General features: G+C 70.3%; 12 protein-coding genes and 2 tRNA genes. 9 read left to right on the top strand and 5 right to left on the bottom strand.

Features of this window, described 5'->3' with window-relative positions; translation table 11 throughout:
- Nucleotides 1-129: 129 nt before the first annotated feature.
- The gene (locus MRBLWH3_RS01595) at nucleotides 130-411 is read left to right on the top strand and encodes a GlsB/YeaQ/YmgE family stress response membrane protein (RefSeq protein WP_363428052.1); all 282 of its coding nucleotides are present in this window, start codon (nucleotides 130-132) and stop codon (nucleotides 409-411) included.
- Between the two features lie 201 nt (nucleotides 412-612).
- On the opposite strand, the gene pgm is transcribed toward MRBLWH3_RS01595, so the two are convergent.
- The gene (gene pgm, locus MRBLWH3_RS01590) at nucleotides 613-2256 is read right to left on the bottom strand and encodes a phosphoglucomutase (alpha-D-glucose-1,6-bisphosphate-dependent) (protein WP_363428050.1); all 1644 of its coding nucleotides are present in this window, start codon (nucleotides 2254-2256) and stop codon (nucleotides 613-615) included.
- A gap of 171 nt (nucleotides 2257-2427) precedes the next feature.
- Here pgm and pheA point away from each other — a divergent pair, with 171 nt between their 5' ends.
- On the top strand, nucleotides 2428-3408 hold the full coding sequence (gene pheA / locus MRBLWH3_RS01585) for a prephenate dehydratase (protein WP_363428048.1): 981 nt from the start codon (nucleotides 2428-2430) through the stop codon (nucleotides 3406-3408).
- Between the two features lie 13 nt (nucleotides 3409-3421).
- Here the strand turns inward: pheA and MRBLWH3_RS01580 are convergent, their stop codons facing one another.
- The 4 genes from MRBLWH3_RS01580 to MRBLWH3_RS01565 form a co-directional block, all read right to left on the bottom strand.
- Nucleotides 3422-4486 carry an LLM class flavin-dependent oxidoreductase gene (locus MRBLWH3_RS01580; RefSeq protein ID WP_363428046.1) on the bottom strand — a complete coding sequence of 355 codons (1065 nt, stop codon included), beginning with the start codon at nucleotides 4484-4486 and terminating at the stop codon, nucleotides 3422-3424.
- A gap of 59 nt (nucleotides 4487-4545) precedes the next feature.
- The gene (locus tag MRBLWH3_RS01575) at nucleotides 4546-5187 is read right to left on the bottom strand and encodes an NADPH-dependent F420 reductase (RefSeq protein ID WP_363428044.1); all 642 of its coding nucleotides are present in this window, start codon (nucleotides 5185-5187) and stop codon (nucleotides 4546-4548) included.
- A 74-nt stretch (nucleotides 5188-5261) separates the two neighbouring features.
- Complete coding sequence (locus MRBLWH3_RS01570; protein WP_363428042.1) at nucleotides 5262-6617, bottom strand: cryptochrome/photolyase family protein; 1356 nt, start codon at nucleotides 6615-6617, stop codon at nucleotides 5262-5264.
- Between the two features lie 66 nt (nucleotides 6618-6683).
- Nucleotides 6684-8090, bottom strand: a complete 1407-nt coding sequence (locus MRBLWH3_RS01565; protein WP_363428040.1) for a diacylglycerol kinase family protein — start codon at nucleotides 8088-8090, stop codon at nucleotides 6684-6686.
- 58 nt (nucleotides 8091-8148) lie between these two features.
- Between MRBLWH3_RS01565 and serS the strand changes: the two genes are divergently transcribed.
- From serS to MRBLWH3_RS01530, 7 genes are all read left to right on the top strand, one after another.
- Nucleotides 8149-9414 (top strand): serine--tRNA ligase, encoded by a 1266-nt coding sequence (gene serS, locus MRBLWH3_RS01560; RefSeq protein ID WP_363428038.1) that lies wholly within the window; start codon nucleotides 8149-8151, stop codon nucleotides 9412-9414.
- Nucleotides 9411-10319, top strand: a complete 909-nt coding sequence (locus MRBLWH3_RS01555) for an HAD family hydrolase (protein ID WP_363428036.1) — start codon at nucleotides 9411-9413, stop codon at nucleotides 10317-10319. The genes serS and MRBLWH3_RS01555 overlap by 4 nt, the downstream gene beginning before the upstream one ends.
- A 149-nt stretch (nucleotides 10320-10468) precedes the next feature.
- Nucleotides 10469-10553, top strand: a tRNA-Ser gene (locus tag MRBLWH3_RS01550).
- A gap of 48 nt (nucleotides 10554-10601) precedes the next feature.
- Entirely contained in the window at nucleotides 10602-11888 is a 1287-nt protein-coding gene (locus MRBLWH3_RS01545; RefSeq protein WP_363428034.1) for an LCP family protein, read from the top strand.
- A complete protein-coding gene (locus MRBLWH3_RS01540) occupies nucleotides 11888-13204 on the top strand; it encodes an LCP family protein (RefSeq protein ID WP_363428032.1) in 1317 nt (438 codons plus the stop codon). Before MRBLWH3_RS01545 ends, MRBLWH3_RS01540 begins: the two co-directional genes overlap by 1 nt.
- A gap of 150 nt (nucleotides 13205-13354) precedes the next feature.
- Entirely contained in the window at nucleotides 13355-14644 is a 1290-nt protein-coding gene (locus MRBLWH3_RS01535; RefSeq protein ID WP_363428030.1) for a sensor domain-containing diguanylate cyclase, read from the top strand.
- Between the two features lie 89 nt (nucleotides 14645-14733).
- Nucleotides 14734-14822 (top strand) — tRNA-Ser (locus tag MRBLWH3_RS01530).
- The last annotated feature ends 440 nt before the right edge of the window (nucleotides 14823-15262 follow it).

The following is a 15262-nucleotide window of genomic DNA, read 5'->3' as shown; positions in this document are numbered from 1 at the left end:
CGTAATCTAGCGCCCCCGGTGCTCCCGCGGTAGAGGCATCCCCGCACGGACCGGCGGCGATAGCGTCTTCGTCATCTCATACGAGACGCCGCACCCCCCGCGGAGTCCACGAGACAGAAGGAGAGAAACATGCTCTGGACTATCCTCGGCCTGATCATCATCGGCCTGATCGCCGGCCTCATCGCTCGTGCCATCATCCCCGGCAAGCAGAGCATGGGCATCCTGCTCACGATCGTCCTCGGAATCGTCGGCTCGTTCGTCGGCGGGTTCCTCGGCTTCCTGCTGTTCGGAAGCGACCCGAACGGCGGCTTCCTGCAGCCGTCGGGCATCATCGGCTCGATCCTCGGCTCGATCGTTGTACTCGGCCTGTACGTGCTCCTCACCCGTCGCCGTGGTGTGAACCGCGTCTGACCGGCCTGCCCGACGAACGGCCACGCCCGGACCCTCGCGGGGTCCGGGCGTCGCCGTCTCGGGCGGGCGCACAACTCAGGCTGCGCGGGCCGCGCATCACGCCGAGGCCCGGATTCTCGCGGGGTGCTGCCGACGCGCGTCGCATTCTGCCTGAGTTATGCGCCGACAGCCGGGTCGCCCACCGCCGGGCCGCCGACGGCGTCAGGCCCCGGCGAGGGCCGCCGAGACCACTTCGCGGGCCTCGGCCTGCACCTGTGCGAGGTGCTCGGGGCCGCGCAGCGACTCGGCGTAGAGCTTGTAGACGTCCTCGGTGCCCGAAGGGCGGGCGGCGAACCAGGCGTGCTCGGTCTGCACCTTGAGGCCGCCGATCGCGGCCCCGTTGCCCGGAGCGTGCGAGAGCTTCGCCGTGATGGGCTCGCCGGCGAGCTCGGTCGCCGTCACGGCTTCGGGGGCGAGCTTGCCGAGCGCCGCCTTCTGGGCGGGGGATGCCGGGGCATCCACCCGCTGGTAGGCCGAGGCGCCGAACTCGGCCTCGAGCTCGGCATAGCGCTGCGACGGCGTCTTGCCGGTGACCGCGAGGATCTCGGCTGCCAGAAGGCACAGCAGGATGCCGTCCTTGTCGGTGGTCCACACCGAGCCGTCCTTGCGCAGGAACGAGGCTCCGGCCGACTCCTCGCCGCCGAAGGCCACCGATCCGTCCAGCAGTCCGGGAACGAACCACTTGAACCCGACGGGAACCTCGAGCAGTTCGCGGCCGAGCGATGCGGCCACGCGGTCGATGATCATCGAGCTGACGAGCGTCTTGCCGACCGCCGCATCCGCCGGCCATTCCGGCCGGTGCGAGTACAGGTAGTCGATCGCGACGGCGAGGTAGTGGTTCGGGTTCATGAGACCGGCGTCGGGCGTCACGATGCCGTGGCGATCGGCGTCGGCGTCGTTGCCGGTGAGGATGTCGTACTCCTCGCGGCGGCCGATGAGGCCTGCCATGGCCGACGGCGACGACGGGTCCATGCGGATCTTCTCGTCCCAGTCGAGGGTCATGAACCGCCACGTCGGGTCGACGTCGGGGTTCACGACCGTGAGGTCGAGGCCGTGCACCTCGGCGATGAGAGCCCAGTACTCCACCGACGCGCCGCCGAGCGGGTCGGCGCCGATGCGGACTCCGGCCGAGCGGATCGCCTCGACGTCGATGATGTTGGCGAGGTCGCGCACGTACGCGTCGCGGAAGTCGTACTGCCCGAGCGTGTCGGCGTCGAGGTCCTTGAACGGGGTCCGTGCCACACCCTCGAGGTCGGCGGCGATGAGCTCGTTCGCCCGGTTCGCGATCCAGCCCGTCGCGTCGGTGTCGGCGGGACCGCCGTTCGGCGGGTTGTACTTGAAGCCGCCGTCGCGGGGCGGATTGTGGCTCGGGGTGACCACGATGCCGTCGCTGCGGCCCGGGTCCGCGGCATCCTTCCCGCGGTTGTAGGTCAGGATCGCGTGGCTGAGGGCCGGGGTCGGGACCCAGGAGTCGCGGGCATCGACGCGGACGTCGATGCCGTTGGCGACGAGCACCTCGATCGCGCTGCGCTCCGCCGGCAGCGACAGGCCGTGGGTGTCGCGCCCGAGGAACAGCGGCCCCTCGATGCCCTGAGACCGGCGGTAGTCGACGATCGCCTGCGTCGTGGCGAGGATATGTGTCTCGGTGAAGCTGGCCGAGAGCGACGAGCCGCGGTGCCCGCTCGTGCCGAACGCGACGCGCTGCTCGGGGACGGCGGGGTCCGGCTTGAGGTCGTAGTAGGCCGCGATCAGCTCATCGATGTCGATGAGGTCGGATGCTTCGGCCGGCTGTCCTGCGCGAGTCATGCGTCCCAGTCTGCCTGTCCGCGGCCCGCCGCGCACGGTTCGTGACGCCGACACCCGGATCGCAACTCAGGCAGAATCGCCGATGCGGCTGACTCGCCGGCCCGATCCCGGCTATCTGCCTGAGTTGTGGTCCGGCGGGGCCGGGCAGGCGCCCCGGCTAGGCTGGCACGCGTGACTTCCGAGGTCGCCTCCGCCGAGGCATCCGTTCCCGTTCGCCGCACGTACAGCTACCTGGGCCCCGCGGGCACGTTCACCGAGGCGGCGCTGGCCCAGGTGCCGGAGGCGCGCGGCCAGGAGTGGAGGCCGGTACGCAACGTCGGCGAGGCGCTCGCCGACGTCGTCGAGGGGCGCTCCGACGCCGCGATGATCGCGATCGAGAACTCCGTCGACGGCGGCGTGTCGACGGCACAGGACGCTCTCGCGACAGTGCCGGGGCTGCGCATCGTGGGGGAGTACCTCGTGCCGGTCGAGTTCGTCCTCGTCGGACGCCCCGGTGCGCGGCTCCAGGAGGTCTCGCTCATCGCCGCGCACCCGGTCGCCTACGCGCAGTGCCTCCAGTGGCTCTCGGGAACGCTGCCCGCCCACGCGCACGTCCCGGCGGCGAGCAACGTCGCAAGCGCGATGGGGCTCCTCGACGGATCGAGCGACGCCGATGCGGCGATCGCCCCTCCGGGGATCCTCGAGCACCACCAGCTCGAGCTGCTGGCCTCGAACATCGGCGACAACCCCAACGCGGTCACCCGGTTCGTGCTGGTGAGCCGCACCGTCGTGCCGCCGCCCCCGACCGGCGCCGACAAGACCTCGCTCATCGTCGAGCTGCCCGACGACTACCCCGGCGCGCTCCTCGAGATGCTGGAGCAGTTCGCCACACGAGGCATCAACCTGTCGCTCTTGGCCTCGCGCCCGATCGGCGACGAGCTCGGCCGCTACCGCTTCGTCGTCGACGCCGACGGGCACCTCGAGGACGAGCGCATGGCCGACGCCCTCATGGGTCTTCGCCGCTTCAGCCCGCGCGTGACGTTCCTCGGGTCGTACCCGCGCGCGGACCGCGCCGTCGTGCGCTACCCGGAGCGCTACGCCGACGACGTCTTCGTCGAGGCACGTGACTGGCTGCGGGGGCTCATCTCCGGAGAGCCCGAAGTCCAGGACTGACGAGGGCCCCCGTTCAGAGTCCGAGCTCGGCGGCGAGCAGTTCCAGCGTCTGCAGGCGTCCGGGCGCGGCGTCCATCGGCTCGGCCTCGTACGAGCCGGCGATCGGCGAGACCATCACCTCGTCGACGCCGTGCTGCGCGGCGAACGAGCGGAGATCGGATGCTACGGCCGCCGCCGTGCCGACGAACCACTTCGCGCGGGCCGACGCCATGACCGTGTCGCCGAGGCCGGCGAAGTCGCCCGCGTTCGCGAGGGAGTGCTCCACCGTCTCGAGCGGGACGAGGGGCTTGTTGGTGCGCAGGCGTGCCGTCATGCGGAGGTTGGGCAGCGCACGGGCGTCGGCCTCTTCCTGCGTCGGTGCGGCCAGCACGTTCGCGGTCAGGAAGGTGCGCGGAGCAGAGAGCGCCTCGGACGCCACGAAGGTCGAGCGGTAGAGGTCGAGGGCGCGCTCGAGGCCCTCGCCCGAGAAGTGGTTGGCGAACACGTAGGGCAGGCCGAGCGACGCGGCGAGCTGCGCGGAGTAGTCGCTCGACCCGAGCAGCCACACCTCGGGGGTGGTGGTCGCCGCGGGGGTCGCGTGCACGTCGTAGGTGCCGCCCGACGTGAAGCGCAATGACGCGCCGTCGGGGGCCACGAGCGAGAGGATGTCGCGCACGTGGTCGGGGAACCGCTCGACGTCGCTCGTGGTACCGCTCTGCCGAAGCAGCTGCGTGATCACCGGGTCCGACCCCGGTGCACGCCCGAGGCCGAGATCGATGCGGCCGGGCGCGAGCGCCTCGAGGGCCGCGAACTGCTCGGCGACGACCAGCGGGGAGTGATTCGGCAGCATGACGCCGCCCGACCCGAGCCGGATCCGCGAGGTCCGCGCGGCGGCGGCCGCCGCCAGCACCGGCGGCGTGGTCGAGGCGACGGCCGGCATGTTGTGGTGCTCGGCGAACCAGTACCGGCGGAAGCCGAGCCGATCCGCCGCATCCACGAGGGACAGGGATGCTGCCACCGCCTGCGCGCTCGTCTGGCCGGTGCGCACCGGAACGAGATCGAGAACGGAGAGGGCCGGGACGGGGGTCGCAGTGCTCATCGACACCTGCAACCACGCGCCCCGGCATCCGCATTCCGGATCCGCGGTGAGGGCGCCCGTCAGGGCAGGCGGTTCGCCTTCGCGAGGTTCTCGCGCAGTTCGTCGGCGGTCTGCGCGACGACGTACGCGGGCCGATCGCGCTCGAGGCGCCACGATTCGCTCAGCGGGCCCGCACTCACGGTGTCGAAGCCCAGTGCGTCGTAGACGCCGGTGACGAACTCGATGGCGTCGGCGTCGTCGCTCGCGGTGCCGAGCGCGCGGCGCTGCGGGTCTCCCGCGCCACTGCCGCCCGCGTTGATGTCCGACGCGTAGAGGTGATTGAAGGCCTTGACGACCTTCGACGTCGGCAGGTGCTGCTGAAGGAGTCCCGAGGTCGTGGCCTCGCCGCGGTCGAGAGCGTCGATGTGGCCGTCGCGCTCGAAGTAGTAGTTGTTCGTGTCGAGGACGATCTTCCCGGCGAGCGGCTCGACGGGAACGTCCTTCAGCGCCCTGAGCGGCACCGTCACCACGGCGATGTCCGCGGCGGCGGCCGCGTCGACGGGGGTCGCTGCACTGACTTTCGGGCCGAGTTCGTCGACGAGTCCGGCGAGGCTCTCGGGTCCGCGCGAGTTCGAGATCACGACGTCGTAGCCGAGTCCCGAGAAGGCGCGGGCGAGCGCGCTGCCGATGTGTCCTGCACCGATGATTCCGATCGTGGTCATGACGGGCCGCAACCGCGGGGCGCAGCATCCCATTCCGCAACGGCGTCACAGGATGAATTCCGGCCCCGCCGCGCTCAGGAGCGGGCGGCCCGCTTGACGTGCTCGTAGGCGGCCAGGGCGGCCTTGCGCGTCTCGCCGAGGTCGACGAGCGGCTCGGAAGCCTCGTCGCCGAGCGCGTCGGGAGCCCACTCGCGCACGTAGTGCCCGTCGGCGTCGAACTTCTTCGCCTGCAGGTCGGGATTGAAGACGCGGAAGTACGGCGCCGCGTCGGCGCCCGAGCCGGCGACCCACTGCCAGTTGAACGGGTTGTTGGCCGCGTCGGCGTCCACGAGCGTGTCCCAGAACCACTCCTCGCCACGCCGCCAGTCGATGAGCAGGTTCTTGACGAGGAAAGATGCCGTCACCATCCGCACGCGGTTGTGCATGTAGCCGGTCGTCCAGAGCTCCCGCATCCCCGCGTCGACGAGCGGGACGCCCGTGCGGCCCCACTGCCACGCCTCGAGGTGCGTCGGCTTCAGCCGCGGCCACGGGAACGCGTCGAACTCGGGCCGGAGGTTCTTCGTCGCGAGCTTCGGGAAGTGGAACAGCGTGTGCCACGCGAACTCGCGCCAGCCGAGCTCCGAGAGGAACCGCCCGCCGTGCCCGGCCTCGACCGTCTCGTGCCACACGGTGAACGGGCTCACCTCGCCCCATCGCAACCGCGGCGACAGCAGCGACGTCGCGCCGGCCGCGGGCTCGTCACGCGCCCGGTCGTACGCGGCGAGGTCGTCGTCGAGGAACTGCCGCAGACGCCGCCGGGCCGCGGGTTCGCCCGGCTCCCACGCCTCACGCAGCCCGCCCGCCCAGTCCGGGTGGCGGGGGAGCAGTCCCCAGTCGTCGAGGGAATCGGATGCTGCGCCCCGGCGCCCACCGCCGACCTCACGCGGCTCGGGCAACGGTGCCCGAGGCGAGGGCAGCGCGAGGCATGCGCGCCAGAAGGGTGTGAACACCGAGAAGTGCGTTCCCCCACCCGTCTTCACCGTCCAGGGCTCGAACAGCAGCGAGCCGGCGAAGGACGCGACCTCGACGCCCTCGTCCCGCAGCCGCGCCTTGAGTGCCGCGTCGATCTCGCGCTCGGCCCCGCCGTAGCGCCGGTTCCAGAACGCGGCACCGGCCGCAGCATCCGTCACGAGATCGCTCACCACGCGCTCGGCCGGTCCGCGCCGCAGGACGAGGGCCACGCCGCGCTCGCGCAGCCGTTCGCGGAGGGAGGCGAGCGAGTGGTGCAGCCACCACCGGGCGGCGCCGCCGAGAGGCCGGATCCCCGGGGACTGCTCGTCGAGCACGTAGAGCGCGATGATCGGCTCGCCGCGGTCGATCGCCGCGCGCAGCGCGGGGTTGTCGGCGAGGCGGAGGTCATCGCGAAACCACACGATCGACGGGCTGGCCATGGGTTCATCCTCGCCCGTCGTCACTGCCCGCGCCCGGCATTGACAGGCAGGCGCCCGCCCGCCTCGTCAGAGGCCGTCGGTGGTGTGGCCCTTGGGGACCACGACGAGGAGCGCCGAAGCGTCGACCCGGGTCTTGACCGAGAGCGCCTCGCCGAACTCGTCGCCGTCGAGCTGGACGGGGCGCGCCTCGTGCGTCGCGAGCTCGATGCCGGCGCCGCGCGAGTAGACGACCGCATTGTCCTTGGTGCGCAGCGACAGCACGCGGCGGCCGGCGCGGAAGCGGCGGAGGAAGCTGTTGTCCCACGCGACGCGACGCCAGACGAAGAGCCAGCCGAACGGCCCCTTGGGCTGGAAGATCACGATGTCGAGCGCACCGTCGGCGACGGAGGCCTCCGGGATCAGGTCGAGTCCAGCCGGCAGCTTGCCGCAGTTCGCGAACAGCACGCTCTGCACCCGCGACGAGTGCAGCCGGTGCCCGGGCAGCTCGTACACGACGCGGAACGGCTTGGCGGCGGGCAGCGACCGGGCCGCCCCGTCGACGTAGGCGACCCAGCCCACGGTCTTCTTCAGCTGCGGGTTGGTGTTGGCGATCATCGCGGCGTCCAGGCCGATGCCGCCCATCACCACGAACGCGTGCTCGGCCGTGGTTCCGTCTGGACGGGCGAGCTCCGTCCAGCCGACGTCGATCGACAGCCGGTCGCCGTCGAAGACGGCCCGGATCATCGCCTCGGGCTCGGTGAGCGGCAGCTTGAGGTTGCGTGCGAGAAGGTTGCCGGTGCCGCTGGGCACGATGGCCAACGGCACGCCCGAGCCGCTCATCGCCTCCGACACCGCGCGAACGGTGCCGTCGCCGCCGGCGACGAGCACCGTGTCGACACCTTCTTCGAGCGCCTCGCGGGTCACGTCGTCGCCGAGGTCGTCGACGGTCGTCTCGTAGAAGAGAGGTTCCGACCAGCCGGCCTCGGCCGCGAGCCGGGTGACCATGGCGCGCAAGCGGTCGGCATCGACCTTGATCGGGTTGTAGACGAGCGCGGCCTTGGGGGTGGGGCGGCCGCCGCTCTTCAGGGGGCGTGTCTCGCCACCGGGACCGACGCGGCGCGCGTGTCCGCTCCCGTCGTCGGTGGTGTCGGACTCGATGTCGTCCGGTTCACGGATGACGTGGTCGGGCGCGGCGGCCTCCTCCGGATCCGGGGCTTCCGCCGCCCCGTCGGAGGCCGCCGGCGCGGGGTCCACCGCGGAGGCAGGGGCGTCAGCATCCGTCCCCTCCGTCGTCACGTCGGCGAGGTCGAGCTCGGAAGTCGATGGACCATCGGCGTAGATGGCATCAGCCGGGTGCGGATTCAGGTCGGTCGGGATCTCGCCGGGGGGAACATCGTCGACAGGACCGTCGCCGCCAGTGGGAAGGTCTTCGCCCGATCCGGATGCCGCCGCCATGAGGTACAGATTAGGACCCGAATCGCCCGGCGGGAGCATTCGGCGGGAGGCTTGACAGGCCGGGTGTCCGCTTGCGAGCCCCGACTAAGCTTGCAGGGTGATCGATCCCCTGCTGCTTCGCGATAATCCCGAGCTGGTCAAGCGGTCGCAGGAGGCGCGGGGCGAGTCGCCCGGCACCGTCGACGCCGCCGTCGAGGCCGACCGCGCGCGACGCGCCGCCATCACAGCCTTCGAAGAGCTCCGTGCAGCGCAGAACGCCCACGGCAAGAAGGTCGCTCAGGCGCCGAAAGAGGAGAAGGCGGCCCTCGTCGCCGAGGCGAAGGAGCTCAGCGAGCGGGTGAAGCGGGCCCAGCACGCGGTCGCCGCGGCGGAGGAGGCATCCGCCGAGGTCTTCGGTGCGCTCGAGAACATCGTGATCGAGGGTGTGCCCGTGGGAGGCGAGGACGACTTCATCACGCTGCGCACGCACGGCGAGGTACCGGCGTTCGGCTTCGAGCCGCGCGATCACCTGGAGCTCGGCGAGAAGCTCGGCGCGATCGACATGGAGCGCGGCACCAAGGTGTCGGGCAGCCGCTTCTACTTCCTCACGGGAATCGGCGCGCGGCTCGAGATCGCCCTCATGAACCTCGCGCTCGACCGGGCGCTGCAGGCCGGCTTCACGCCCATCATCCCGCCGACGCTGGTGCGGCCCGAGGTGATGCAGGGCACCGGGTTCCTCGGCAAGCACTCCGCCGAGGTCTACCACCTCGAAGACGACGACCTCTATCTCGTCGGCACGAGCGAGGTGCCGCTCGCCGGCTACCACATGAACGAGATCCTCGACCTGTCGCGCGGCGCCAAGCGCTACGCCGGCTGGTCGACCTGCTACCGCAGCGAGGCGGGCTCGTACGGCAAGGACACCCGCGGCATCATCCGCGTGCACCAGTTCAACAAGCTCGAGATGTTCGTCTACACGACGCCCGAGGAGGCGGAGGCCGAGCACCTGCGCCTCGTCGCGATGCAGGAGGGGATGCTGCAGGACCTCGGCCTGTCGTATCGCGTGATCGACGTCGCCGCCGGCGACCTCGGCTCCAGCGCCGCCCGCAAGTACGACATCGAAGCCTGGGTCCCCACGCAGCACGCCTACCGCGAGCTCACCTCGACCTCGAACTGCACGACCTACCAGGCTCGACGGCTCGACATCCGCTATCGGCCCGAGGGCGGCAAGACGCAGCCCGTCGCGACCCTCAACGGCACGCTCGCGACCACCCGCTGGATCGTCGCACTGCTCGAGACGCACCAGCGGGAGGACGGCTCCGTGACGGTCCCGGAGGTGCTGCGACCATTCCTCGGCGGGCTCGAGGTGATGGAGCCGATCGCGTGAGCGAAGCGCACCTGCCGAAGACCGGGTCGATCAAGGTCGTCGCGCCGAAGAAGGCCGCGAAGCTCGTGGAGCAGGTGGCCCGCGACACCGAGAACCCCGCGGTCGCGACCGAGCAGCTGCTCATCGCCCTCGACATCGACGGCACCGTCCTCCTCGAGGACGAATCGCTCAGCCCGGGTGTCGTGGACGCCGTCGAGCACGCCCACCGGTCCGGCCACGAGGTGATGGTCGCGACCGGCCGCAGCTGGGAGGGCACGCGCGGCATCGTGCGCGTGCTCGGCATCGCGCCCGAGTTCGTCGTGTGCTCGAACGGCGCCGTCGTGCTCAAACGCGTCGAGGCCGACGAGCTGCGCTACGACCGCTGGCACGTCGAGACGTTCGACCCGCGCGCGGTGCTGGAGCAGCTGCGCCTGCACCTGCCCGACGCCCGCTACCTCGTCGAGCTCGCCGACGGGCAGCGTCTGTACACCGAGTACCTCGAGGACTGGAACCTCACCGCGGCGCGGCGCGTGCCGTTCGAGGAGCTCGGCGCGCAGCCGGTGTGCCGAATCGTGGTCGTGTCGCCCGACAAGCGCGAGCAGGACTTCGTCGAGCTGGTGAAGCGCATCGGCCTCAATCACGTCTCGTACGCCGTCGGCTGGACGGCGTGGCTCGACATCGCGCCGAAGGGCGTCGACAAGAGCACCGGCCTCGAGCTCGTGCGCACGGAGCTCGGCATCGACCCCGCTCACGTGCTGGTGATGGGCGACGGCCGCAACGACGTCGGCATGTTCCGCTGGGCGCTCGACAACGGCGGCCGTGCCGTCGCGATGGCGCAGGGGCCGCAGGAGGTGCGCGACGCCGCTGGAGAGATCACGGAGTCGGTGCACGAGGGCGGCGTGGCCGCGGTGCTCCGCCGCCTCTGACGCCTTCCGCCGGTCGCCGGCCCGGCTCGGGGGGAAAGCGCGCGTCCCTCAGAGGATTGCCAGGCGCCGTTGGAAGAATGAGGCGACAGTGCCGTCGGCTAGACTCGACGCCTGTTCGACAGATGCTCCCCTCGGGGCGGCATCGGTCGGGAGGGTTGTCCGAGCGGCCGATGGACCTGGTCTTGAAAACCAGTGGGCAGCAATGTCCCGTGGGTTCGAATCCCACACCCTCCGCAGTGCTGATGTGCCGGGGGGCGAGAAGCAGTCCCCGAAAGGAACCGAGTGAGTCCGACGCACAAGCCCACGAGGCGCGGCCGCCGCACGGTGGCCCGTCACGGTGAGCTGTCGTCTCCGACCCCGTTCGGTTTCATCGTGAAGCTCGTCGGCATCGTCGCCGCCGTCGTGCTGGTGTCGGGCGCCGGCGTGGCCGCCTACGCCGCCACGGACTTCACGACGAGCTTCACCGAGGACGCCGTCGAACTCGAGGGCCAGGGTGCCGTCCCGCCGGACATCGGCGCGATCGAGGGCGGCGTCGACGTGCTCCTGGTCGGCACCGACGAGTGCGAAGAGGAGTTCGCCTACATCTTCGGTGAGCGCTGCACCGGCGCGGACGCCGGCGGGCAGCTCAACGACGTCAACATGCTCGTGCACATCTCCGACAATCCGCGGCGGGTGACGGTGGTGTCGTTCCCGCGCGACCTCATGGTGCCGATCCCGTCGTGCACCCGCGAGGACGGCTCGACCACCTCCGCGACGAGCAAGACGCAGATCAACGAAGCGTGGGGCTACGGCGGGCTCTCCTGCGTCGCGAAGACGATCAAGGAGCTCAGCGGCCAGAACATCCCGTTCGCCGCCAAGGTGAGTTTCGGCAACGTCATCAACATCACCGATGCGATCGGCGGCGTAGACGTCTGCATCGGCAACGGCGGCATCAAAGACAAGTACACCGCCATCAACTGGCCGGCCGGGCCGCGCACGATCCAGGGCGTCGAGGCGCTGCAGTTCCTGCGCACCCGCCACGGCCTGCAGAACGGCAGCGACCTGGCGCGCATCAGCAACCAGCAGCAGTACATGTCGAGCCTCGCACGCAAGCTCGTGAGCGACGAAGTGCTGTCGAACCCGGCGACGCTGTACAAGCTCGCAGCGACCGCCGTCGACAACATCACGCCGAGCAAGTCGCTGACCAACCCGATGACACTCGTGCAGATCGCGCTCGCGGTCAAGAACGTGCCCTTCGAAGACATCGTGTTCGTGCAGTACCCCGTGCTGACCGACCCCGCCGACGTCAACCGTGTGGTGCCCGACTACGACTCGGCGAAGGAGCTGTGGGCGGCGCTCGCGGCGAACGAGCCGATCGAGATCACGCACGACCAAGACCTCACCGGAGGAGTGATCGTGGCCGACCCGCAGCCCACCGAGGCGCCCGCCGACCCCGCACCCACGGCGACCGCCGATCCGTCGCCGACGCCCGCGCCGACTGACACCGCGGTGGCGCTGCCTGACAACATCCCCGGCCAGAACGCCGCCCAGCAGACCTGTTCCGCCGGCAACGTCAGGTCCAACGGCTGATGGCAGCGGTGAAGCGGCCCTCGAGAGAGGGCCAGACACCCCTCGCGCGTCACGGAGTGCTGAAGTCGCGGCATCCGTTCATGACCCTCGTGGCGATGCTGGGAGTCGCGCTCGGCGTGTTCGGCGTGAGCGCGGCCGGAATCGCCGCTTACAACCTGTTCGACGCGACGCAGACGATCACCGCGAACGCCGTCGTGCTCGACGAGGAGAAGCCGTTACCGCCGTCGCTCGGCGCGATCGAGGGCGGCGTGAACATCCTCATGGTCGGCACCGACTCGTGCGAGGGTGCGAACGCCGCGCTGTCGGGGGCGTGCCAGGCCAAGGCGACCGCGGGTGAGCGCAACGACGTCACGATGCTCGTGCACATCTCGGACGAGCCGCGCCGCGTGACCGTGGTGTCGTTCCCGCGCGACATGCTCGTGCCGATCCCGTCGTGCCCGAAGCAGGACGGCAGCGGCAGCTACTCGGCCATGTCGTCGCAGATGCTCAATGCGTCTTATCAGTACGGCGGGCTCGCGTGCACCGTGCTCACGATCGAGTCCCTGATCGATGACCAGATCGACTTCGCCGCCGCGATCCGCTGGACCGGCGTCATCAACATGTCCGACGCCATCGGCGGCGTCGACGTGTGTGTCGCGGGCGACATCAGCGACTCGCACACGGGACTCAAGCTGACGGCCGGGACCCACACCCTGCAGGGAGTCCAGGCGCTGCAATTCCTGCGCATCCGTCACGGCATCGGCGACGGCTCCGACCTCGGCCGCATCTCGAACCAGCAGCAGTTCATGTCGTCCATGGTGCGCAAGCTCCAGTCCGATTCGGTGCTCGCGAACCCCGCGACGCTGCTGAACCTCGCGTCCACGGCTATCAGCCAGGCGAAGGAAGGTCAGCTCGTGCTGAGCTCCGGCCTCACCAATCCCACGCTCATGGTGCAGATCGCGATGGCCGTCAAGGATGTGCCGTACGAGGACATCGTCTTCGTGCAGTACCCGACGCGCTACGCCTCGGGCGACGGCGCCAGCCGCGTGATGCCCGTGAAGGACGCCGCGACGGTGCTCTTCGACGCCCTGAAGGCCAATCAACCGCTGACGCTCACCGGCGACGCGAGCCAGGGGTACGGCGTCGAGGTGACCGGTGAGGCTGTCAAGCCCGAGGTTGCTCCGACGCCCGCCGCGACCGAGGCGGTCGGCGAGACGCCCGCGGCCGAGACTCCGGTCACCGAGCCCCCGCCGGCGGAGACGCGTGTCGAGCTGCCGTCGGCGATCGCCGGGCAGACCGCGGCGCAGACGACATGCACCCAGCCCGAGGGCCGGTAGGCCGCGAAGGCGTCGACGAAGCCTGGCGCGGCTCCAGCGGTGGAGCACGTCGGTGCGTTGTTCGCTTCGCGTCCCGTTCCTGTCGCTGCGGGATCGGGTTTGGGTTAGATTTCTCACGCGCCCTGGGCGCCCGACACGGGGGAGGAACCGATGATCGGACCGGACATCGACGCGCTCCCGGTCGTCGTCCTCCGGCTCGACGCCGACGACCGCGTCATCGAGTCGAACGGCTGGTTCCGTCGGTGGATCGGCGTCGAGCCCGTCGGCCGGGCGCTGCACGAGCTGCTCGTGGTCGCTCCTGACTTCCTCGATGAGACGAGCACGGTCCTCATGGCGAGCACGGCAGACCCCGATCGAGTCCTCATGCTCGTGCGCGAGCGGCAGGGCGACGGGGCGGTCCTCACGGGCATCGACGCATCGGACCGGTATGCGGCCGGCAGGCGCCTCCGGCGCCTCCACAGCCTCGCCGACCGCACGCAGACGCGTCTGCAGCTCATCATGGATGCGTCTATCGCGCTCGCGACGGCCACGACCGAGGAGCGGCTGAGCCAGATCCTCGCGAGCACGGCCGCGCAGGCGTATCGGGCCGAGGAATCGGCTGTCGCCCTCTGCGGCGAGGACGGCGTGCTCCGCCGCACCGCGGGGACCGATCCCTTCCACGACCTCATTCCCGAGTCGCTCATCGCTGGAGTGCCGATGCGGCTCCGGCAGGTCGTCAAGGTCAGCGGCCTCACCGAGGCCGAGCACCTCTCACCCGTCATCGCGTCGGCCATGCGGCAGGCCGGGGTGGACGCGTTCCTCACGGCACCGCTCCAGCTGGATGACGCCGCGGCGGGCGTCTTCGCCTGCTTCTTCCGCCACCCACGTGTCTTCGACGATGAGGCGACCCCGCTCGCCGAGGCGCTGGCGGGGCAGGCCGCCCAGAAACTCGCGGCCGTGCGGCTGCAGCGTCGCCTCGAGCACGCGGCGATGCACGACGAGACGACGGATCTGCCGAATCGGCGCAGCCTCGAGGATCTCTCCGCCTTGACGGATCTGTCGCACGGCACGGTGATCTTCATCGACCTGGACGGCTTCAAGGCCGTCAACGACCACCTCGGGCATGACTTCGGCGACGAGGTGCTCCGCGAAGTCGCACGGCGGCTCCAGGCGAACGTCCGCGAGGGAGACGTGGTCGCGCGCTACGGCGGCGACGAGTTCGTCGTCGTCCTCACCGCGGATCCCGACTCCGCTGTCGAGATCGCGGAGCGTCTGCGCCGAGCGGTGGAGGAGGACTATGCATTCCTGACGGAATCGCTCTCGATCCGTGCGAGCATCGGCGTCGCACACGCTCGCGGCCCTTCCGACGCAGGCAACGTCGATCAGCTCATACGCCTCGCCGACCAGGCGATGTACATGGCGAAGGCCCGCGGCGGCAATCAGGTGGCGTCCGCCGGATGAACCCCGGCCCGCGGATCGGCCGTGCAAGAAGCGGTCCCGGTCTCGGTTATGATTGCTGGGTGCATCCGCGCCTTCGCGGCAGGATGCCTGGAGACGTCGCATAGTCAGGCCTAGTGCACCACCCTGCTAAGGTGGAGTCCTCGTAAGGGGACCGAGGGTTCAAATCCCTCCGTCTCCGCAGAATAAAAGGCCAGGTCAGAGTATATTTCCTGCGCCTCGATCTGCGTCTGCGCGTTCGAAATGCGCCTCAGTTGCGTCACGTTTCGGACGCAGAATGCGGCGGCGGCTGGGTGCGGCGCGGACTCACGCGGAGTTTCGGCTTCGATCTCGTCGGCAGTTGACGCCCGCGACGAGCCGCCCGCTGACCGACCCGCTTGCGTACCTGCCGCGCAGATCGGGCCGGCCGGTGCAGCCCGCCGGCCCTCTCGCGGAGTCAGGACATGCCGTGGAAAGAGCCTCGGATGTCGTCCGAGAGCAACTGAAGCTCCTCCATCGCGGGAAGTGGCCGCCCTCGACGTGGTCGGTCCAGTGGTCGACGACGTTCCGGGGATCCATCGTTCGGCGGATGAGGGGGTGGGCGTCGACCGCCGCCATCGCTGACGGCACCCCGATCGTCGT

The organism is Microbacterium sp. LWH3-1.2, assembly GCF_040675855.1.
Lineage (GTDB): Bacteria > Actinomycetota > Actinomycetes > Actinomycetales > Microbacteriaceae > Microbacterium.
The sequence above is the reverse complement of the archived record's forward strand: the minus strand, read 5'-3'. Positions and strand labels throughout refer to the sequence as shown.

What these genes read in the sequence shown, in the direction of transcription:
- MRBLWH3_RS01595 (WP_363428052.1), top strand. Translation starts at nt 130, where the DNA reads ATGCTCTGGACTATCCTCGGCCTGATCATCATCGGCCTGATCGCCGGC.
- pgm (WP_363428050.1), bottom strand. Translation starts at nt 2,256, where the DNA reads ATGACTCGCGCAGGACAGCCGGCCGAAGCATCCGACCTCATCGACATC.
- MRBLWH3_RS01580 (WP_363428046.1), bottom strand. Translation starts at nt 4,486, where the DNA reads ATGAGCACTGCGACCCCCGTCCCGGCCCTCTCCGTTCTCGATCTCGTT.
- MRBLWH3_RS01575 (WP_363428044.1), bottom strand. Translation starts at nt 5,187, where the DNA reads ATGACCACGATCGGAATCATCGGTGCAGGACACATCGGCAGCGCGCTC.
- MRBLWH3_RS01570 (WP_363428042.1), bottom strand. Translation starts at nt 6,617, where the DNA reads ATGGCCAGCCCGTCGATCGTGTGGTTTCGCGATGACCTCCGCCTCGCC.
- MRBLWH3_RS01565 (WP_363428040.1), bottom strand. Translation starts at nt 8,090, where the DNA reads ATGCTCCCGCCGGGCGATTCGGGTCCTAATCTGTACCTCATGGCGGCG.
- MRBLWH3_RS01540 (WP_363428032.1), top strand. Translation starts at nt 11,888, where the DNA reads ATGGCAGCGGTGAAGCGGCCCTCGAGAGAGGGCCAGACACCCCTCGCG.
- MRBLWH3_RS01535 (WP_363428030.1), top strand. Translation starts at nt 13,355, where the DNA reads ATGATCGGACCGGACATCGACGCGCTCCCGGTCGTCGTCCTCCGGCTC.